The following is a 20,020-nucleotide window of genomic DNA, read 5'->3' as shown; positions in this document are numbered from 1 at the left end:
CGAAAATTCTTCTACCTTGCGCTGTTATTCCGATCCTTCTCAAACAAGAGCAGAGGCAGATTCACAACAATCGGCGGGTCATAGGGCAGAGGCTCGCGCAAGGTAATCTTCACGGCGAGATCGGTTCCTTCGTCGATATGGACAGGATCCTCCAGCTTGCCTCGCAAGGATTTGCTCAGCAGAAAATAATCCCGCGGATTGAGGCTCCAGGGGATGCCCGCTGCCAGCACATAATACGTACCGGCCGGGATGCCGGTTAACGTGCAGGTCCGGTTCTTGAGGTTGACGGCCGTACCGGTTACGGGCTTCTGATCGGGTACGGGTCTTGGGAACAGACCGACGTAAATCATGCCGCGAAACCTCTCGGGAGCTTCGATCCGGCAATGAATCCGGGGCAGAGCATGCCTTTCTTCCTCTGTCCAGGTTAATGGCTTGTGCTCATATTGATTCACGTAACGATGCAGGGACTCCGTGGTGGTGCGGAACTTTTTTGGAGACAGGCCGACAAACTGCTTAAAGCGGGTATTGAATGTGCCGGGACTTGCCAAACCGATGCTCATTCCGATTTTCACGAGCAGGGAAGGACTTTGAAGGAGCTCGATTTTGCCGGCTTCAACCCGGAGCGCGGACAGGTATTGCCGGAGCGATATGCCGGTTACTCGTTTGAATACTCTGGAGAAATGGAAGGGACTATATCCCACTAGACCAGCGAGCTGCTCGGTAGTCATGGGCTCGTCCAGATGCTTCTTCATATATTGAATAGTTTGATTTACGGCTTCGGTATGTGCGTCATTCATTAGGATCACCAACTTCATTTTTTGGGCTCTACATGATCGCAACCCTTTTTCCACATTTATGAAGTTCTCCTCGCCCAATGCAATTTCCTTCCCCGATTTGGTTGCCCATTCATGGAAAGGCCGTTAAACTTAAAGGATGAGGGCTTTTCGAAATGGAAAACCAAGGTGAATTAAGGAGTTTTTATCCATGAATGTGGAAACAAATGATAGAGAATCGATGAATATGGATACAGCACGGGGTTATCTGCAGAAATATTACGGCTATCCTGATTTTCGGGAGGGGCAGAAAAAAATTGTCGCCAGTCTTCTAGCGGGTCAGGACACGCTAGGGATTATGCCGACGGGTGGAGGCAAATCGATCTGTTATCAGATCCCGGCCCTCCTATGTCCGGGTCTGACGTTGGTTGTATCGCCTTTGATCTCCTTAATGAAGGATCAGGTGGATGCACTTACGACAGCGGGTGTGGCCGCTGCCTATATCAACAGCACGCTCAGCGGCAAGGAAGTGAACGAGCGCATACGTGCGGCCAAGCGCGGAGAACTGAAGCTGTTATATGTCGCCCCGGAACGGCTTGAACTGGATTGGTTCCGGGAGGAGATGGCGGGTCTCGATATTTCGATTGTGGCTGTCGATGAAGCTCACTGCGTATCCCAGTGGGGGCATGATTTCCGGACGAGCTATCTCTCGGTGGCTCCTTTTGTTAAAGGACTTCCGAACCGTCCGATTGTAGCGGCCTTTACGGCCACGGCCACGCCTGAAGTGATGGAGGACATGCAGCGCCTGCTTCGACTGGAGCAGCCGCAGGTATTCGTGACGGGCCTTGGACGCGACAATCTGGAGATGTCGGTGCTTCGCGGTGAGAACAAGCGGGAGTTCGTGCTGGACTATGCGGCCTCGCATACCCACCAGCCGGGCATCATCTATGCCGCCACTCGTAAAGAGGTGGATGATTTATGCCAACGCCTTCAAGCCAAGGGGCTCCTTGCGGGTCGATACCATGCCGGCATGAGTGATGCGGAGCGAGCGGAGAGCCAAGAGGCCTTCCTTTATGACGATATTCGCGTTATTGTTGCAACGAACGCATTTGGCATGGGGATCGATAAATCCAACGTCCGGTATGTCATCCATTACAATATGCCGAAAAATATGGAGTCTTACGTGCAGGAAGCGGGTCGTGCCGGGCGTGACGGAGAGCCCAGCCAGTGCATACTGCTGTTCAGCGCCCAGGATATTATGACGCAGAAGTTTCTGATCGAACAGAATCCCCAGGAGGGCGAGCGCAAGCAGAACGACTACCGGAAGCTGCAGCAGATGATTGATTACTGCTACACCACAAGGTGCCTGCGCAGCGCGATGCTGGATTATTTTGGGGAAGAGCACGAAGATAAGTCCTGCGGTACGTGCAGCTCCTGCACGGATGATCGGGAGCTTGTCGATATCACGGTAGATGCGCAGAAAATCTTCTCCTGCATCCACCGGATGCGCGAACGCTTTGGCGTGTCCATGGTCGCTTCCGTGCTGAAGGGCTCAAGGGCCAAAAAAGTACTGGAGTACGGTTTTGATCGTCTTCCAACCTATGGCGTGATGGCGAATCGGACCGAGAAGGAGATATCCGAGACGATCAATGTGCTCATCTCGGAAGGGTTCCTGGCGTTGACGGAAGGCCAATACCCTGTCGTGAAGCTGCAAAGCGAGGCGGCCGATGTGTTAAAAGGTCAGCGCGAAGTCATGCAGCGTGTTCCGCGCCCTTCCAAAGCCGCAGGCAGCCAGCGCAGCGGCAGTCGCCGCGATTATTCGCCGTCAGCCGTCAACGAGACGGTGTTCGAGCAGCTGCGCTTGATTCGGCGTGAGCTGGCAAGCAAAGAGCATGTGCCGTCCTACATCATTTTTAATGACGCAACTTTGCGTGAGATGAGTGTGGTTTGCCCGCAGAGCGAGGATGAGATGCTGAATGTCAAAGGGGTCGGCGAAGTGAAATTCCGTAAATACGGCCGTCCGTTCCTGGAATTCTTCCTGAATGGTCAAGGCACATCGAGTGACGGCGACGACTTGTATGACTATGAATGATAAGCCGGCGTAGCAGGCAGAAGCCATTTTGCCGCTTGATTGTTTAAGATAATCCGTCCGGTAACAAAAACTTATATTATTTTAGAAGGAAAGTGGATCCTACCATGAAAGTCATACTATCAACCTTGAATGCCAAGTACATTCATACCTCCTTGGCCATTCGCTGCCTGAAGGCATACAGCGAGAAGGATTTCGATATCGAATTGACGGAGTACACGATTAAGGACCCCGTGATGAATATCGTCTCCGACCTGTTCCAGCGCAAGCCGGATGTGATCGGATTCTCTTGTTATATATGGAATATTGAAGAAACGATTAAAGTGATCGATATCGTGAAGAAGATTATGCCGGAGGTCACGATCATACTGGGCGGACCTGAAGTATCCTACGATACCGAATATTGGATGAAACGGCTGCACAATGTCGACTTTATCGTCATGGGAGAAGGCGAGGAGACCTTCCACCATTTGCTGCAAACGATTGAAGGGGACCGGAAGTATCATTTCGTCTATGGCGTGGCTTACCGCAAGCAGGACGAAATTATTGTGAATCCTGGAAGACCGAAGAGCATTCTGGCGGAGCTGCCTTCCCCGCATCGTTTTCCGGAGGATATTCCGCATCTCGGGAAGCGGGTTGTCTATTTTGAGACCAGCCGGGGCTGTCCCTTCAGCTGCCAGTTCTGCCTGTCGAGCATTGAGGTGGGGGTTCGCTATTACGATATTGAACGGACCAAGGCGGATATTCTGTACCTGATCGAGAACGGAGCGAAATTGATCAAGTTTGTAGACCGGACCTTTAACATTAAGCGGGATTACGCGCTTGAAATGTTCGAGTTTCTGATTGAGAACCATGGCGGCTGCGTATTCCAGTTTGAGATCACGGCAGATATCATGCGTCCCGAAGTGCTGGATTATTTGGCGAAAAATGCGCCTCCTGGCATTTTCCGGTTTGAAATTGGAGTGCAGTCGACCAACGATCCGACAAATGAGCTGGTGAAGCGTCGCCAGAATTTTACCAAGCTGTCACGCACGGTGACAATGATCAAGGACAGCCGCAAGATCGACCAGCATTTGGATTTGATCGCAGGTCTTCCGGAAGAGGATTACGATACGTTCCGCAAAACGTTTAACGACGTATTTGCGCTTGGACCGGAGGAGCTGCAGTTAGGCTTCCTGAAGATGCTGCGGGGAACCGGGCTGCGGATCGATGCGGACAAGTACAACTACACTTATATGGATCATGCTCCGTATGAGATTCTGGGCAGCGACGTGCTTCCGTTCTCGGATATCGTTCGATTGAAGAGACTGGAGGATGTGCTGGAGAAGTATTGGAATGCGCACCGGATGGACCATACCCTGAATTATTTGATGAAGCATGAATTTACGTCGCCGTTTGATTTCTTCCAAGAGTTTGGCGACTACTGGGAAGGACAGGGCTGGCAAAAAATCGGCCATCAGCTTGAGGACCTGTTCACGCGTTTAACGGCTTTCCTTGAAGATCGGAAGACCCCGCATATGAACGTTGTCTCCGGTCTCATGAAGTTTGATTATTTCCTGGGCCATAAATATAAACCGCGGAAAATATGGTGGGATCATACTCAGGATAAAGCGCAGTGGACCGCCAATGTTCGTAAAATCGTTGAGGAACCTGCGGCCCTATCCGACGGTTTTGCCAATCTGGGGATCACGGAGCGCGATCTGCAGAAACATGCGATGATCGAGGTGCTGCCATTTAACCTCAGCGATGCCATCCAGGGTGGCACCGGATTCCCGGATAACGCGGACCATGCAACGATGCTGCTGGTATTGTACCAGCAGAACGAAACAGGGCAGCCGCAGTACTACACGATGCCTGTGGAGTTAGCGCAGCAGGCATAGTAGTGAAGCTACGGACAACCCCTTACTGGGACTTGATGCGAGCGTCTTGGCCATTGTTTTGGCAAATTACCTTTCTTCTAGGGATTAGGGGTTGGTAGGGACGGATAGGATGAGACTGTGATCATGCCGCCCTCGTTATCGTAACGGACGGTATCCTGGGCGTCCTGGAATAAAACCCCCTTGGTATCGGTATTCTAATCGCATCAACCGATGAGGAGGGGAAGTTTATGAACGGGGAACAGAAGGGGCAAGAACACGATACGCACAACGAGCCCACCGTCGCACCGGGTATGGAAACCAATGACGATCTGCGTGAAGAGGCTACAGAGGATGAAGTGGCGCATGGCGAGTACACCGAGGTCACGCAGCTGATCATCGACCGTACGCCGAACGAGGAAGAGTAAGGGATCGGGCTGTCCTGTCCCATAAGCAGTGTAACTTACTTGACGGAACTCGCCAGATTAATTGGGGGCACCAGCGATTGGAATGAATGCTTCGTACGCGCAGCGTTATAAAAAAAACAGACAAAGGGGGCGTCCCAGGTCAGTTGACCTTGAGACGCCCCCTTTTTAATTCGTCCTGCATCATTCTTTTACATAACCCATTCCGACTCTTGCGGTGTCTCTGACCCATGCGATCCCGATGTGTGCCGTTCGAGCCAGTCGAGAACATGTGCCGCTACTTCATCCCGGTTGATTTCATGCAGCATCTCGTGGCGGCCGCCGGGATACAAACGGTATTCAAGATCCTGAATGCCATGTTTCCGGTACAATTCGATCAACCGCCGCACGCCTTTACCGCGGTGTCCAACCGGATCATCCTCGCCCGAGAAAATATAAACCGGCTTATCCTTTAGAAGGCATTCCATCAATTGAGGTTTGTGGATCTGGGACAGCAGCTTAAAGAAATCACGGAAGAAACGAGCGCTGCATACCTTGCCACAGTAGGGGTCGTTGATATACTTATCGACTTCCGCTTCATCCCGGGATAACCAATCGAACGGCGTGCGAATAGGGCCGAAACCTTTGCTGTAAGGGCCGAACACCATGGCGTTCAGCATCAGACTCCGGTGCGTGTCTCCTTGCAAGCGCATTTGTGCAGCTGCCAAGCTCATACCTAATGTCAGCAGTCCCTGTGGACCATTGGTTCCTGACAGTATGAATCCGTCGAATAATTCACCGTTCGAACACATGATCTTTTGCGTCAAAAAGGAGCCCATGCTGTGTCCCATCAAATAATGCGGAACACCGGCATGGCGCTTCTTGAGTTCGGAAGCAAGAAGCAACTGGTCTTCAATCATCCCTTCGAATCCGTTTTCCCCGGGATCGCCGAGAAGCGTAAGGCCCGACGTTTGTCCATGACCCCGATGGTCGTTGCAGTACACGGCGTAGCCGTACCCTGTCAGCAACTCGGCAAGCTCCTCGTACCGCTTGCCGGTTTCGCACATACCATGCGCAATTTGCACGATGGCACGAATGGGATGGTCCTGCTCTGGCAACCATTGATATACAAAAACATGCATGCCCTGCGCATTCAGCATCGTAAACGTGTCGGTTTGCATCACAGGCTTAACACCTCCACAAAAACGAATGGTTTATCTCAATTATTTATACCCTGTTTAAGGAAGATATGAACGAAGAACCGTAGATTGCCCATCCAGTGTATATGCACCCAGGTTAGCTGGGAGCAGGAAGCATTGTCCGGACGTGTAATCAATGGAGCCGTTATCCCAGCTGAGGGTTCCTTGACCATCGCATACCACCACGATAGTGAAGCTTTCCGCGGAAGTAGATAAGGACCAGGCACCGTTAACAACGCCTTTTTCGACTACAAAATAGGGGGATTTGGCAAGCTCAAGCCATTCTCCAGGCGCGGTTCCTTCCGTGCTCATGGTGGTTGCGCCCGATCCTTCATAGGCCGTCACGTTCAAGGAGTCTTCAATATGAAGCTCACGTGGCTTACCGTCAAGGCCTGGTCGATTATAATCGAAAATCCGGTAGGTTGTATCCGAATTTTGCTGAATTTCCGCTACTACAACGCCCGCACACAGCGCATGTACTGTACCGGCAGGTATGTAGAATGTATCTCCGGCTTTTACGGACACTTCTTGCAGTTGGTCCATAACCTTGCCGCTTTCCATAGCTTCTTTCAAAGTTTCGCGGCTAACGCCTTCTTTCAGACCGTATATGATTTTGGCGTCCGGCTTCGCATCCAGCACATACCACATTTCAGTCTTGCCCAGCTCGCCTTTCGGAAGCCCCTCGTAGTCATCGGTTGGATGGACCTGGACCGAGAGGTTGTCATTACAGTCAAGCAGCTTGATCAGCAGAGGGAAACGTCCGTTAACTTCGGAGAATCCTTTGCTGCCAAACCACTCTCGTCCAAATTGCTCACGAACCTGATCCAGGCCGCGGCCGGCAAGTTCACCGTTCACAATACTGGTCGTACCGTTCGGATGGTCGGCGATCATCCAGCCTTCTCCGATATGTCCTTCCGGAATGTCCAAGCCGAATTGCTCCAGGGCACGGCCACCCCACACACGTTCTTTAAATTCGGGTTGGAACAACAATGGATATGGTTTTGTCATTGTAATCATCTACCTTTCATCATGTTTGGAATATTCTATGGATGTAAGTGCGGTACCTCTCCTAGAACTTATATCATATCGGCTTCTTCCGTTCCAGTGCAATGAGATATGGTGCTTCGGATCGCTGAAGACCTCGATATAATATCGTTTGCACTTTGTGCTGGGGCAATTCCGCCGCCCAGGCCTGCACGGCGTCTGCTTCGGCATCGCCGCCCTTGTGGCCTGGATACAGCACGATGGTGATAATGCCGCCGGGGCGAAGCAACTCGATGGCAGCCTCCAGAGCCGTTAGCGTGCTGGCGGTTTCCGTCATGATCCGTTTATCTGATGAATCTGCCGGAAGGTAACCTAGATTGAACATGATCGCACCTATACGGCCATGCTCGCGCTCAGGTACGCATTCTCCCATAAGCGCATGGCTCTGGTGGTGAAGGGCAATCTCTGCAAGGGTGCCTAGCGGTTCCTTATCCAGCCTATCACGAGTCAGCTGCAGTGCTTGTTCCTGAATATCAAAAGCGTACACCTTGCCCTTGGATCCTATGCATTTGGCTAGATACAGCGTATCGGCCCCGGTTCCGGCCGTCGCATCCAGCGTAATGTCTCCAGGCCGCAGCCTTTCGGACACGAGTTTGTGGGCAAAACTCAAAACCGAGAGGAAGCCCATCAGGATCCCCCCCACAATTTACCCTGCCATGTATCCCGGCGCTTGAGTTCGGCGTCAATGCCGTTAAGCACTTCCCATTTTTTGAGACTCCACGTCGGTCCGATCAAGAGATCCCGGGGAGCGTCTCCGGTCAGACGATGAACAATCATATCCGGAGGCAAGAGCTCCAGACTGTCTGCGATAAGGCTGATGTATTCGTCCTGCTCCAGGAACCGCAGCAGCCCAGCCTCATATTGCTTCACCATCGGCGTCTTGTGCATGAGGTGCAGCAGGTGGATCTTGATTCCCTGCACATCCATCTTGGAGACCGCTCGGCCGGTGGCGAGCATCATATCATGGTCCTCTTGCGGAAGGCCGTAAATGATGTGTGTGCAGACACGGATGTTATGCTTGCGCAGCTTTTCGACCGCTTCCAGATAACATTCGGTATCATGGGCTCGGTTGATTAGCTCAGAGGTGGAATCATGGATCGTTTGCAGGCCCATTTCCACCCAGAGATAGGTTCGCTCATTCAGCTCCGCCAAGTATTCCACGACGTCGTCAGGCAGGCAATCAGGGCGAGTAGCGATCGATAAACCGACAACACCTGGCTGCTGCAGAATGACTTCATAGTATTCCCGAAGCTCTTCGACCGGAGCATACGTATTGGTATAGGCTTGGAAATAACCGATGTATTTGGCGCTCGGCCACTTCTGGTGCTGCCGGTCACGGATGGTGTTGAACTGGGTAACAAGATCATCCCGCCGTCGTCCGGCAAAATCACCGGAGCCGCGGGCGCTGCAGAAGGTGCACCCGCCCTTGGCAATCGTGCCGTCGCGGTTCGGGCACGTAAAGCCCGCATCCAGCATAACCTTGAATACTTTTTCCTGGAACTGGCTGCGCATCTCGTAATTCCATGTATGAAATCGTTTGTCGCCCCATAACGTTGGGGCGGGTCTAAGTGATGTACTCATGTGTGCTCCTTTTATAGCCGCATATGATGAATAGAGGCAGGTATAACTGTGCCTCAAAGTATACATGTTTTTACTTGCCTTTTACTAAAGCAGATATATCCATTGTAACAAAAAATAAAGCTTTGCGTTATATACAGGTCTTCAAGCCTAATTAAGATGTTGTCACTTGAATGAATTGCATATAATTGGTATATTTAAAGTAGAAAAATAAAAATATGATTCAAGCCATTTTGGCATGGGTATATATCGGATAGGATTCATATTTGTGTGACGTCATGGATACAATAATACCGTGAGGTGATTACGAATGAATTCATCGACAGTAAAGAATGACAGTAAAGACAAAATCGCTGTGGAGCTTACCCCGAACGAAGCTTTAGCCCTTACCGGCGTGGAGTTTAACTCCAACCAGGATGTGAAGGCTTCGGCACGTCGCAAGATTCGGGCTGCCTTTGAGAAGACGTTTGATTTTACAACGGAAGAAAGGTAGATTATTCACAGTTTAACTATCGCGGAACCCCAATTCCAAATATAAGAAAGAGGAACCTAAAGCCTTTGCGTTAAGCAAAGCATAGGTTCCTTTTTCTATGGGGCTCTTTACTTTTGGGATTAACTTCGTCACAATAAATGCAGTATGGGGATATCATTCTAATTTACTTGGAAATTTTCGGAGGTATGACATGCGTTTACGCGGAAGAAAAGGTATACGGGAAAATCTGGAGCAGCAGGAAGACCTGGTCGTTTTGGACCCCGGTCAATATAGAGGGAAATGGGCTTCATTATTTGGCAATGACCTTCCGATCCATGTTGAATTCGGCATGGGCAAAGGTCAATTCATAAGCCAGATGAGTTACAAGCATCAGAATGTGAATTTTATCGGAGTGGATATGTACGACGAGCTGATTCGCCGCGCTAGCGAGAAGGGACGCAATGCTTGGGCTCAGGACGGCATCGATACGCCGCCGAATCTGAAGCTGGCGCTGTTTAATATCGAGAACGTCGAGCAGGTCTTTGAACCCGGCGAGATCGAACGTTTATATTTGAACTTCAGCGATCCGTGGCCAAAATCCAAGCATGCCCGCCGTCGGTTGACGCATCCGCGTTTTCTGGACAAGTATTCCCAAATCCTGAACGAGCGCGGGGAAATTCATTTCAAGACCGATTCGGTCACGCTGTTTGAGTTCTCCCTGAATGCATTTGCCGATTATGGCTTGCAAATGACGAATATTTCGCTGGATCTGCATCGCGACGGGCTGAACGAAGAGCACGTCATGACAGAATACGAGACGAAATTCGTTGGTCAAGGTATGCAGATTCATCGCTGCGAGGCCATTGTCGGGAAGGAAGCACTTGCTTCCTACCAAAAGAATCGCCTTGAAAAATACGGTAAATAATACCTTTACGTAGAGTCTTTCCTATGATAGCGTTTGCAACTATTATAATAGTAGGAAATCTATCAATTGCGATGGCATATTTACAGAAAAAGGCGTAAAAAAAGGTGTGCTCCCTCTTTAGGAGTACACCTTTTCGTTTTCCAGCATATCGATGATGCTGCGTGCGCTTTGCATAGGATGGAATCGTTCGATGTCTCGCAAATTTTGCGCCCGTTGCTGTTGGATTACGTCATATTGATGAAGCAGTTTGTTCATCCAATTGCCAATAACCTCCAGCGAGTGGATAGGCTCACCCAATCCCTGGGCCGTAAAGTACTGGCAGTTCTCTTCTTCCTGTCCTGGAAGAGGTTGATGGAACAGCATCGGGATTCCTTTGGCCAGGCCTTCGGTGCATGTCATGCCGCCAGGCTTCGTAACGAGCAGATCCGACACCTCCATGAGCTTGTCGATCTCGCGCGTAAAGCCCAAAATCCGGATGTTCGGATGCTGGAACCGAGGGTTGTTCTCCAGCTCCTCGCGTCCCTTGTCGTTATTGCCGAGGCAAAATATAATCTGGACTTCTCCGCGCCATCGGGTCAGGAATTCATGCACAATTTCGTCATTCATGATGCCCCAGCCTCCGCCCATCACAAGCACGGTGGGCATATCGGACAGATTAAACCGTTCTCTGATTTCCTTCTTGCTCGGATGCGTCCAGAAGTCGGGATGGATTGGAATGCCGGTGACCTGAATTTTGGCTTGGGACACCCCGCGATTGAGCAGCTTTCGCTTCACTTCCGGCGTGGACACGAAATATCGGTCGACTTCGGGACTAATCCATGTATCGTGAGCATCATAATCGGTTATAACGGTACACAGAGGCACATCAATGCCCAGCCGCTTCAAACGCGAGATAACCGCACTTGGTATGAAGTGGGTACACACAATGATGTCGGGTTTGAGCTGTCTGACCACATTTTTGGTGCTTGTATAGAACATTCGGTGAAGTGCTAAAGCCGTAAAGCGGTTAAAGGACTTTTGATGGCGATACATGTACCCGACCAATCTCGGGCGAGTTGTGATCGTCTTTCTGTAGGCCGAAATGATCAGTGGAGCGATTTTAGGGTTCAAGAAGCTCCCGAGCTCGAGAACTTTGGTCTGTACGCTAGGCGATAACTGGCGCAGGCTGCTGGAGAGTGCATGAGCGGCCTGTGTATGGCCTGCACCGAACCCTTCAGATAACAGCAAGACTCTTTTTTTAGCCACTACTTTTCACCCGTTCTGCAGCGTTATTCTTTAACTTTAACATATCGACTTTGGGAAAAGAAATCAACCATTCCCCACTTGCGTTTAGGGGACTTTGGTCCTGGAAACGCAAGCTTTATTCGGCAAGATTCTCGCTGGCGCCTTGCTACTTAAGGAGTTAGTCAGCGACGCGCATTTTGTAGAAAATCAGGGTCCGTGGTCTTTTGACTTGAGTAGGAGATGCCGCTACAATGATTCAAACGGACATCAAAAAGTTTATTAGAGAAAGAGCATGAAAAAAAACGAAAACTTTTTGGGTGTTTGTTGCGTTTATTTATTGGCGGACAAGTCGAAAAAGAAAAAATGGGCAGCCAAGAGAAATAAAAAGCAAGGAAACGGATGAAAATAAGAACTAAAGCCGTTTGAAACGAAGCTTGCTGGCAAACTGGATTGCAAGCTGAGCTCTTTTACGAAGTTTTTCCGTGAATTAGAGCATTCCACGGTTTTGACAAAAGATTCAAAAGTGTGGAAAATCGTGTATGACGTGCGAAGTTGCCCCGCGGCACCGAGGCTACAAGAAGGACAGACACAAGTCACAGGGTCATAGCAACAACAAAAAAAGCGAAAAACTTAGAGAGAAAAAAATAACAAACATTCTCGGGTTATAAAAAGGGGGTAACGGAGAATCATGACAGACGCCATCTTTATCGCGCTCCAACTATTCTTGGCCGCGGTGGGTGTGTACCAGTTCGTATTCTCTTTGTTTGGTCTGGTCAAAAGAAAAAAGAAACAACATTTTAAACCCAATAAATCATTTGCAGTGTTAGTTGCTGCGCACAACGAAGAACAGGTTGTCGGTGCATTAATGGAGAACCTGAAACAGCTTGATTATCCGAAACATCTGTACGATGTATTTGTCATTTGCGACAATTGTACAGATCGTACAGCAGAGATCGTCCGTGCCCACGGGATGAACGCCTGCGTACGTACGAATCAGAATCTTCGAGGCAAGGGTTATGCCATCGAATGGATGCTGAAAGAGCTCTGGGCAATGCCGCGCCAGTATGATGCGGTCGTCATGTTTGACGCGGATAATCTGGCAGATCCGAATTTCCTGAACGAAATGAACAATGATCTTTGCTCTGGAGCAAGAGTTATCCAGGGATATATCGATACCAAGAACCCTGAGGATTCCTGGATCACTGCCTCTTATGGGGTGTCTTACTGGTATATCAACCGCTTGTGGCAGCTTTCCCGCAGCAATCTGAACATGGCGAACTTTCTCGGCGGTACGGGAATGTGCTTTGAGACCAATCTCCTGAAGGAGATCGGCTGGGGCGCAACCAGTCTGGTCGAGGATTTAGAGTTCACTATGCGCAGCGTTATGCGCGGTGTGTATCCGAAGTTCAACTATGACGCTAAGGTATTTGACGAAAAGCCGCTTACGTTTAAGGCTTCGGCCAGACAACGTCTGCGCTGGATGCAGGGTCACTTTACGGTTGCCCGCCGTTATTTCTTCCCGCTGCTGTGGCGTGCCATTAAAGAACGCAGCCTCGTGAAGCTGGACTTGGCATTGTACGGGGTCAATGTTTACATTGTGCTGCTGACTTTCTTGTTGACAGCCATCATCTGGGTTGACACCTCATTCTTCGATGGTCCGAATATCGCGAATCTGTACGGTTACTTACCGCTGTGGCTGAGCTTTACGGCGATCGCGGCGAATGTGTTCACGTTCATGATTGCGATGATTCTGGAGAAGGTGAAGTACAAGAAAGTATATCTGTATCTGGTGCTGTTCCCGATTTACCTGCTGTCGTGGTATCCTATCACGGTATATGCGTTCTTCACGCAGAACAACAAGCAGTGGAGCCATACGGAGCATACCCGTGTTGTGCGCCTTGAAGAAGTTCAAAGCAAACAAGGCTAATCCAATTTTTATTCCATATGTGTTGACAGAAGATAGGATGACCTGTTATACTATCCTAGTCTGTTAAACAGAATATCTGATTGCAAGCAGAAGCGCCGCTTCTCACCTGACCGACATGTGTTGGCTGGTTTGATCACGAAATCAATGAATGGATTCAACTTCATTTGTGAGATGAGTATCAAATAGGGATGTCGGTGATTAACCCGTCATCCCTTTATTTTTTTTGCAAACAGGAACAACAAGTAATTTGGAGGTGGAGGACTATCAGTAAGGAACATATGATCAATGACGAGATTCGGGCCAAGGAAGTACGTTTGGTTGGTGCCGAAGGTGAACAAATCGGGATCAAGCCGATTCGTGAAGCACTGCAAATGGCAATTGATCTCAATCTGGATCTGGTGAACGTGGCCCCTCAGGCGAAACCGCCGGTATGCCGCATCATGGACTACGGTAAATTCCGCTATGAGCAGCAGAAGAAAGAGAAGGAAGCACGTAAGAACCAGAAAATTGTGGATATCAAAGAAGTATGGTTCCGAGCCAACATTGAGGAGCATGATTATCAAACCAAGCTTCGCAATGTCGTTAAGTTTTTGAAAGACGGCGATAAAGTGAAATGCTCTGTGCGTTTCCGTGGTCGTGAAATCACCCATGCTAGCATTGGTCAGAAGATTTTGGAGCGCGTGAAGGTGGAAGTGGCGGATCTCTGCGTCATTGAACGTCAACCGAAATTGGAAGGCCGCAGCATGATTATGATTTTGGCTCCAAAAGCCTAAGAGAAATTAGAGGAGGAAGTACTACAATGCCTAAAATGAAAACACACAGCAGCCTGAAAGGCCGCTTCAAAATTACTGGTACTGGTAAAGTTAAACGTTATAAAGCTTACAAAAACCACTTGCTTTCCCACAAATCCAAGCGTGCGAAGCGCGTATTGTCCAATAGCCCAGTTATGGCGCCTGGAGATGTTAAACGTTTGAAGCAAGGTCTGGCTAACTTGAAATAGTAAACAACAATTATTGGGAGGTCTTTTGATATGGCACGAGTTAAAGGCGGATTTGTCGTTCGTCGTCGACATAAAAAAGTATTGAAGCTTGCGAAAGGTTATTTCGGTTCCAAACACCGCATTTTTAAAACAGCTAACGAGCAGGTTATGAAATCCCTCGTTTATGCATACCGGGATCGTCGCAATACGAAACGTAATTTCCGTAAATTGTGGATCGTTCGTATCAACGCGGCTGCTCGTCAAAATGGTCTGTCTTACAGCAAATTGATGCATGGTCTGAAGCTTGCTGGCGTGGACATTAACCGTAAAATGCTGGCTGATTTGGCTGTTAATGATCTGAACGCGTTCAATTCTTTGGCTACTGTAGCTAAAGAAAAAGTGAACGCTTAATTATACGTGTATGAAGAAACCGCCGTAATAGTACGGCGGTTTTTTTATTTTGTGCTCCTGTCCGTCATACATAGGAATCGCAAGCTCTGTGCTCCGCATCGTGGAGCGGTTCACCCATCTTTAGTCGTAGTGAGGGCCATGAAACAAGCAAGGGAACCCCTTCCGGAATAGAATGACTTGTATATTACCTGAGGAGGGATCTTATGCACAAACCTGTCAGTAAGGCAAAGGTGAAATCATATGTGGGCAAACAGATCGTAGCGTATAAGAAAGACGGGACTATGGTGACAGGCAAGCTGGTACGTGTATCCGGCAACCGGCTTTTTATGGAACAGGCAACTAAGGGTAAAAAGTTGAAAATCAAGGCGATTGTTCCGCTTGCATTGTTTGATCTGCTTGCGATAGGTACAGCTCCATTTGGGTTTGGTGGTTTTGGTCCAGGATTTGGTCCAGGCTTCGGTCCAGGCTTCGGTCCAGGGTTTGGTGGTTTTGGCCCGGGCTTCGGACCAGGCTTCGGACCGGGCTTCTTCTGGTAATTAGAGGAACCAAATCTTTTCCAGCTCATAACATCGACTGGGTTCGATGATTCTGGTTACCGTGTAGCCAAGCTTTCGGTAAAAGTTTAGGCCGGTATGGTTGCCAATGTCCACCATGACCTTGGCACGTTTGCATCCGCGGGATACAGCGAAACGTTCGGCATGTTCCATCAATCGGACACCCCACCGTTTTCGCTGTGCTGTGGATGCGACGGCCAGCATATCGATATACAGCAGTTCGCCGTGCATCATAAAGTGGACAAAGGCAATGATTTTATCGTTATCCTGAGGCGAAGCAACAAGGGTCACGCCGCGTCGTAATCGAGAGGGAATATCCTTACGGATGACGTCCAGCTCTTTTTTTGTCATATGGGAAAGCGGGACGAGTTGGGACTCAATGAGTTGTAGAATCATCGGATCATCCTGCCCCGGTTTTCGATAGCGGATCATCGTGTTGTTTCCTCCCTTCACCGCGATTAAGGATAGCTCCATTTATCATATGTAGCAGGGTTTAAGAGCGTGTTTTGCATTAAGGAAACGAAGGGATTGCTCCAGTTGTGAATGAAAACCTTTCATCGGAAGTAAAATAAATGTGTTGACTTCTGGAATGAATGAATCATATAATGTTTCTAAACATTTTAACGAATATATCCAATCGGCAATGATGAGGACGAAGTTTAAAGGGCTCTTTTGCTCAGAGAGTGGATGGATCAGCTGAAACCACCACCAAAACCCCTTTTATACGAGCTCACCTCGGAGCTGTTTCCCTGAAAGATGCTACGCTATGACTTTATCGCATTAAGTCGTAACAGCGTTTATTAGGGGGAATCGTCTTAGTCCACGTTACGGACTGCAGATATTGAAGAGCTGTGTTCATTATGTTCTTCATACCTGCTGAGGCTTTACACTGCGAAGTGTAGGGCAAACATGGGTGGTACCACGGAAGCTAAACCTTTCGTCCCTCACACGGAGATACTCCGGGTGTGGCGACGGAAGGTTTTTTTGTTGCTTGAATGAAGAGTGCCAATATTTGAGAGGAGGATGACTGATGAGCGCGCAAACTCCAGAAGTGCGGTCTACAGAACAATTACGAGAGAAATGGTTGAAGCCTGAAGTGATTACCGGATCGGAAATCTTGCTTCGGAGTCTTCTGCTCGAAGGTGTCGAATGCGTCTTCGGGTATCCGGGCGGAGCGGTCCTGTACATCTACGATGCCATGTATGGTTTTGAGGACTTTAATCACGTCTTGACCCGTCACGAACAAGGCGCCATTCATGCGGCTGACGGTTACGCTCGCGCAAGCGGCAAAGTCGGTGTGTGCATAGCGACTTCAGGACCGGGGGCAACGAACCTTGTGACCGGTATCGCAACAGCTTATATGGATTCCGTTCCGCTCGTTGTTATAACCGGTAACGTTGCAACAACCCTGATCGGTACGGACGCTTTCCAGGAAGCGGACATTACGGGCATCACGATGCCGATTACGAAACACAGCTATCTGGTAAGAGATGTAAAGGATCTGCCAAGGGTGATTCACGAAGCCTTCCATATCGCTTCAACCGGCCGCAAAGGTCCGGTGCTGATCGATATTCCGAAGGATGTATCCGCGGCAACGACGCTGTTCCAGCCGGAAGAACGAATTCAACTGAGAGGATATAATCCTCGGACGGTACCAAACAAACTTCAGTTGGATAAGCTGGCCCGCGCGATTGAGGAAGCTGAGCGTCCGATGATCATTGCTGGCGGCGGGGTGATTTACTCCGGAGCTCATGAAGGGCTGTACGAATTCGTGAACAAATCGGGGATTCCGATAACGACAACGCTCCTCGGTCTGGGTGCTTTCCCAAGCGGTCATGACTTGTGGACAGGAATGCCGGGTATGCACGGAACCTACACATCGAACCATGGTATTCAGCAGTCGGACCTGCTGATCAACATCGGGGCAAGATTCGATGACAGGGTTACAGGTAAGCTCGACGGATTCGCGCCACATGCGAAGATTGTTCATATCGACATCGATCCGGCTGAGATCGGCAAGAACGTCCCAACCGATATCCCGATTGTCGGAGACGTGAAGACCGTGTTTGAGATGCTGAATCCGCTCGTTCCATACGCAGCGAAAGCAGATGCTTGGAGAGATCAGATTAGAAAATGGAAAGCTGAATACCCATACCGTTACGTCGATTCGGATACGGTGCTGAAGCCGCAATGGGTTATCGAAATGCTGAACGACACCACGAAGGGTGAAGCGATTGTAACGACTGACGTTGGTCAGCACCAAATGTGGTCCGCTCAGTATTACAAGTTCAACCAGCCGCGTTCCTGGATCACCTCCGGCGGTCTCGGGACGATGGGATTCGGATTCCCGTCCGCGATTGGTGCCCAGATGGCGCATCCAGATCGCCTGGTCATTTCGATCAACGGGGATGGCGGCATGCAGATGTGTTCGCAAGAACTTGCCATCTGTGCCATCAACAACATTCCGGTAAAAATCGTTGTTATCAACAACCAGGTGCTCGGCATGGTTCGTCAATGGCAGGAGCTGATTTACGATAACCGTTACAGCCACATCGATCTGGCAGGCAGCCCTGATTTCGTCAAGCTGGCTGAAGCCTACGGTGTCAAAGGACTTCGTGCCACCACGAAAGAAGAAGCACAGCGTGCTTGGGCCGAAGCGATGGAAACACCGGGACCCGTCCTCGTTGAATTCGTTGTAGAGAAAGGCGAGAACGTGTATCCGATGGTGACGCAAGGGTCGACAATCGATCAAATGCTGATGGGGGATGCGTAAGATGAGTACAAAACATACCATTGCTGTACTAGTGAACGACCAGCCGGGTGTCCTGCAGCGCGTATCGGGGTTATTCGGACGCAGGGGCTTTAACATCGAGAGTATTACCGTGGGACAGTCGGAGGAATCCGGTTTGTCCCGGATGGTTATCGTAACCACCGGTGATGAAACAACGCTGGAACAGGTGGAGAAGCAGCTTTACAAGCTGATCGATGTCATTAAAGTTATCAACCTGAGCTCGAAACCGATGGTAGCCCGAGAGCTCGCCCTGATTAAAGTAAAAGCCGAGCCATCGGCCAGACCGGAAATTATGGGCGTTGTCGAGACTTTCCGTGCATCCGTCGTGGATATCGGGACAGCAAACCTGATGGTTCAGGTTGTTGGCGATACCGTCAAAATCGATGCCATGATCGAGCTGCTTAAGCCGTATGGCATCCAGGAGCTTTCCCGTACCGGGGTTACCGCGATGATTCGCGGTAATGCGTAATGATTTTACGTTTTTCTTTTATCCGGATGACAAAGTTATTGCAATATAAGCGTTAGACACCTGCATGACATGAGCGGGTGTCTCAGCAGATCGGAAAGGGGATCGGTCTATTGAGATACCCGCTCATCATGAAGGGTCTTTAAAATCAAAGGAGGACTTATACAAATGGCAATTACTACTTATTATGAACAAGATGCAGAACTCAGCGTGTTGAAAGACAAAACGATCGCGGTTATCGGTTATGGAAGCCAAGGTCATGCCCAAGCGCAAAACCTGCGCGACAGCGGACTTCAGGTTGTCATTGGCCTTCGTGAAGGCAAGTCGTTCGACAAAGCGAAAAACGATGGTTTCGAAGTACTTCCTGTAGCCGAAGCTGTTAGCCGTGCAGATGTAGTACAAATCCTGATGCCGGACGAAACGCAAGCAGCGGTGTACAAGAACGATATCGAGCCAAACCTAAAAAAAGGCGCGGCACTGATGTTCTCCCACGGTTTCAACGTTCATTTTGGTCAAATCGTAGCTCCTAAAGACAACGACGTCCTTCTGGTTGCACCTAAATCCCCGGGCCACATGGTTCGTCGTACGTATGTTGAAGGCTTTGGCGTACCTGGATTGATCGCAATCGAGAAAGATGCAACTGGACAAGCTAAGGCGATCGGTCTTGCTTATGCCAAAGGTATTGGTTGTACTCGTGCAGGCGTTATCGAAACTTCCTTCCGCGAAGAAACCGAAACAGACTTGTTTGGTGAGCAAGCGGTATTGTGCGGCGGTGTATCCGCATTGGTTAAAGCCGGTTTCGAAACGTTGACTGAAGCTGGATACGCGCCGGAAATGGCATACTTCGAGTGTCTGCATGAACTGAAACTGATCGTAGACATGATCTATGAGGGTGGTCTTGCAAGCATGCGCGACTCCATCAGCAACACGGCGGAGTACGGCGATTATGTAACAGGCCCGCGTGTGGTGACCGAAGATACGAAGAAGGCAATGAAAGAAGTCCTTTCCGATATTCAACAAGGTAAATTCGCTCGCGACTTTATCCTTGAGAACCAATCGGGACGCGCGTTCCTGACCGCTACCCGCCGCAACGAGTCCGAGCATCCGATTGAAGTGGTTGGTGCCGAGCTTCGTGAAATGATGCATTGGATCAAGAAATAAGAATATATAGAATTCATAAGGAATTCTTCCGGGTATAGAGCAGTCAAGCATGAGATGGATGATGCTGCTGCACGGGACCCGTTAGATTAAGCAGCCGGCGGCAGGGGATTAAGTCAACCTGCCGCCGGATGTTTACGTCAAGCGATAAACTTCAAGGAGGTGCCGAC

20 protein-coding genes and 1 other annotated feature are annotated in these 20,020 nt (G+C 49.6%); of the genes, 13 read left to right on the top strand and 7 right to left on the bottom strand.

What is annotated here, in order from left to right:
- Positions 1 to 11: 11 nt before the first annotated feature.
- The gene (locus MKY48_RS26865; protein WP_339273675.1) at positions 12 to 797 is read right to left on the bottom strand and encodes an AraC family transcriptional regulator; all 786 of its coding nucleotides are present in this window, start codon (positions 795 to 797) and stop codon (positions 12 to 14) included.
- Between the two features lie 187 nt (positions 798 to 984).
- Between MKY48_RS26865 and recQ the strand changes: the two genes are divergently transcribed.
- The 3 genes from recQ to MKY48_RS26850 all read left to right on the top strand — a co-directional run bounded on the left by recQ (position 985) and on the right by MKY48_RS26850 (position 5,146).
- Positions 985 to 2,865: a DNA helicase RecQ gene (recQ, locus tag MKY48_RS26860; RefSeq protein WP_339267542.1), complete on the top strand. Its 1,881-nt coding sequence runs from the start codon at positions 985 to 987 to the stop codon at positions 2,863 to 2,865.
- Positions 2,866 to 2,969: 104 nt separating this feature from the next.
- Entirely contained in the window at positions 2,970 to 4,742 is a 1,773-nt protein-coding gene (locus MKY48_RS26855; protein WP_339267540.1) for a B12-binding domain-containing radical SAM protein, read from the top strand.
- Between the two features lie 227 nt (positions 4,743 to 4,969).
- Positions 4,970 to 5,146 carry a hypothetical protein gene (locus MKY48_RS26850; RefSeq protein WP_339267538.1) on the top strand — a complete coding sequence of 59 codons (177 nt, stop codon included), beginning with the start codon at positions 4,970 to 4,972 and terminating at the stop codon, positions 5,144 to 5,146.
- Between the two features lie 188 nt (positions 5,147 to 5,334).
- Here MKY48_RS26850 and MKY48_RS26845 read toward each other — a convergent pair whose 3' ends face one another.
- The 4 genes from MKY48_RS26845 to MKY48_RS26830 all read right to left on the bottom strand — a co-directional run bounded on the left by MKY48_RS26845 (position 5,335) and on the right by MKY48_RS26830 (position 8,946).
- Entirely contained in the window at positions 5,335 to 6,303 is a 969-nt protein-coding gene (locus MKY48_RS26845) for an alpha/beta fold hydrolase (RefSeq protein ID WP_339273673.1), read from the bottom strand.
- A gap of 57 nt (positions 6,304 to 6,360) precedes the next feature.
- On the bottom strand, positions 6,361 to 7,329 hold the full coding sequence (locus MKY48_RS26840; RefSeq protein WP_339267536.1) for a type I phosphomannose isomerase catalytic subunit: 969 nt from the start codon (positions 7,327 to 7,329) through the stop codon (positions 6,361 to 6,363).
- A gap of 73 nt (positions 7,330 to 7,402) precedes the next feature.
- Positions 7,403 to 7,993 (bottom strand): class I SAM-dependent methyltransferase, encoded by a 591-nt coding sequence (locus MKY48_RS26835; RefSeq protein ID WP_339267534.1) that lies wholly within the window; start codon positions 7,991 to 7,993, stop codon positions 7,403 to 7,405.
- On the bottom strand, positions 7,993 to 8,946 hold the full coding sequence (locus MKY48_RS26830) for a TIGR01212 family radical SAM protein (protein WP_339267532.1): 954 nt from the start codon (positions 8,944 to 8,946) through the stop codon (positions 7,993 to 7,995). The genes MKY48_RS26835 and MKY48_RS26830 overlap by 1 nt, the downstream gene beginning before the upstream one ends.
- Before the next feature lie 307 nt (positions 8,947 to 9,253).
- Between MKY48_RS26830 and MKY48_RS26825 the strand changes: the two genes are divergently transcribed.
- Entirely contained in the window at positions 9,254 to 9,436 is a 183-nt protein-coding gene (locus MKY48_RS26825; RefSeq protein WP_339267530.1) for a hypothetical protein, read from the top strand.
- A 190-nt stretch (positions 9,437 to 9,626) separates the two neighbouring features.
- A complete protein-coding gene (gene trmB, locus MKY48_RS26820) occupies positions 9,627 to 10,340 on the top strand; it encodes a tRNA (guanosine(46)-N7)-methyltransferase TrmB (RefSeq protein ID WP_098748582.1) in 714 nt (237 codons plus the stop codon).
- Positions 10,341 to 10,457: 117 nt separating this feature from the next.
- Here the strand turns inward: trmB and MKY48_RS26815 are convergent, their stop codons facing one another.
- Entirely contained in the window at positions 10,458 to 11,585 is a 1,128-nt protein-coding gene (locus MKY48_RS26815) for a glycosyltransferase (RefSeq protein WP_339267528.1), read from the bottom strand.
- A gap of 667 nt (positions 11,586 to 12,252) precedes the next feature.
- On the opposite strand from MKY48_RS26815, the gene MKY48_RS26810 reads away from it, so the two are divergent.
- The 5 genes from MKY48_RS26810 (at position 12,253) to MKY48_RS26790 (ending at position 15,417) form a co-directional block, all read left to right on the top strand.
- Positions 12,253 to 13,491 (top strand): glycosyltransferase family 2 protein, encoded by a 1,239-nt coding sequence (locus tag MKY48_RS26810; protein ID WP_076324543.1) that lies wholly within the window; start codon positions 12,253 to 12,255, stop codon positions 13,489 to 13,491.
- Between the two features lie 78 nt (positions 13,492 to 13,569).
- Positions 13,570 to 13,716: a sequence feature (ribosomal protein L20 leader region), on the top strand.
- A gap of 53 nt (positions 13,717 to 13,769) precedes the next feature.
- The gene (infC, locus tag MKY48_RS26805; protein ID WP_114149316.1) at positions 13,770 to 14,264 is read left to right on the top strand and encodes a translation initiation factor IF-3; all 495 of its coding nucleotides are present in this window, start codon (positions 13,770 to 13,772) and stop codon (positions 14,262 to 14,264) included.
- 26 nt (positions 14,265 to 14,290) lie between these two features.
- A complete protein-coding gene (gene rpmI / locus MKY48_RS26800) occupies positions 14,291 to 14,491 on the top strand; it encodes a 50S ribosomal protein L35 (RefSeq protein WP_007127239.1) in 201 nt (66 codons plus the stop codon).
- Positions 14,492 to 14,521: 30 nt separating this feature from the next.
- Positions 14,522 to 14,881, top strand: a complete 360-nt coding sequence (gene rplT, locus MKY48_RS26795) for a 50S ribosomal protein L20 (RefSeq protein ID WP_006212255.1) — start codon at positions 14,522 to 14,524, stop codon at positions 14,879 to 14,881.
- A gap of 203 nt (positions 14,882 to 15,084) precedes the next feature.
- Entirely contained in the window at positions 15,085 to 15,417 is a 333-nt protein-coding gene (locus tag MKY48_RS26790) for a hypothetical protein (protein WP_339267526.1), read from the top strand.
- Here the strand turns inward: MKY48_RS26790 and MKY48_RS26785 are convergent, their stop codons facing one another.
- Positions 15,418 to 15,867 carry a GNAT family N-acetyltransferase gene (locus MKY48_RS26785; RefSeq protein WP_339291675.1) on the bottom strand — a complete coding sequence of 150 codons (450 nt, stop codon included), beginning with the start codon at positions 15,865 to 15,867 and terminating at the stop codon, positions 15,418 to 15,420.
- Positions 15,868 to 16,465: 598 nt separating this feature from the next.
- On the opposite strand from MKY48_RS26785, the gene ilvB reads away from it, so the two are divergent.
- The 3 genes from ilvB (at position 16,466) to ilvC (ending at position 19,853) form a co-directional block, all read left to right on the top strand.
- Positions 16,466 to 18,208, top strand: a complete 1,743-nt coding sequence (gene ilvB / locus MKY48_RS26780; protein ID WP_213643476.1) for a biosynthetic-type acetolactate synthase large subunit — start codon at positions 16,466 to 16,468, stop codon at positions 18,206 to 18,208.
- A 1-nt stretch (position 18,209) separates the two neighbouring features.
- Positions 18,210 to 18,695, top strand: coding sequence for an acetolactate synthase small subunit (gene ilvN / locus MKY48_RS26775; RefSeq protein ID WP_071222673.1), 486 nt, complete (start codon positions 18,210 to 18,212; stop codon positions 18,693 to 18,695).
- A gap of 165 nt (positions 18,696 to 18,860) precedes the next feature.
- Complete coding sequence (gene ilvC, locus MKY48_RS26770) at positions 18,861 to 19,853, top strand: ketol-acid reductoisomerase (protein WP_009589347.1); 993 nt, start codon at positions 18,861 to 18,863, stop codon at positions 19,851 to 19,853.
- Positions 19,854 to 20,020 lie beyond the last annotated feature (167 nt).

The sequence above is a fragment of the Paenibacillus sp. FSL W8-0187 genome, assembly GCF_037969755.1.
Taxonomy (GTDB): Bacteria; Bacillota; Bacilli; order Paenibacillales; family Paenibacillaceae; genus Paenibacillus_AQ.
This window is presented reverse-complemented; position numbering and strand designations above follow the sequence as displayed.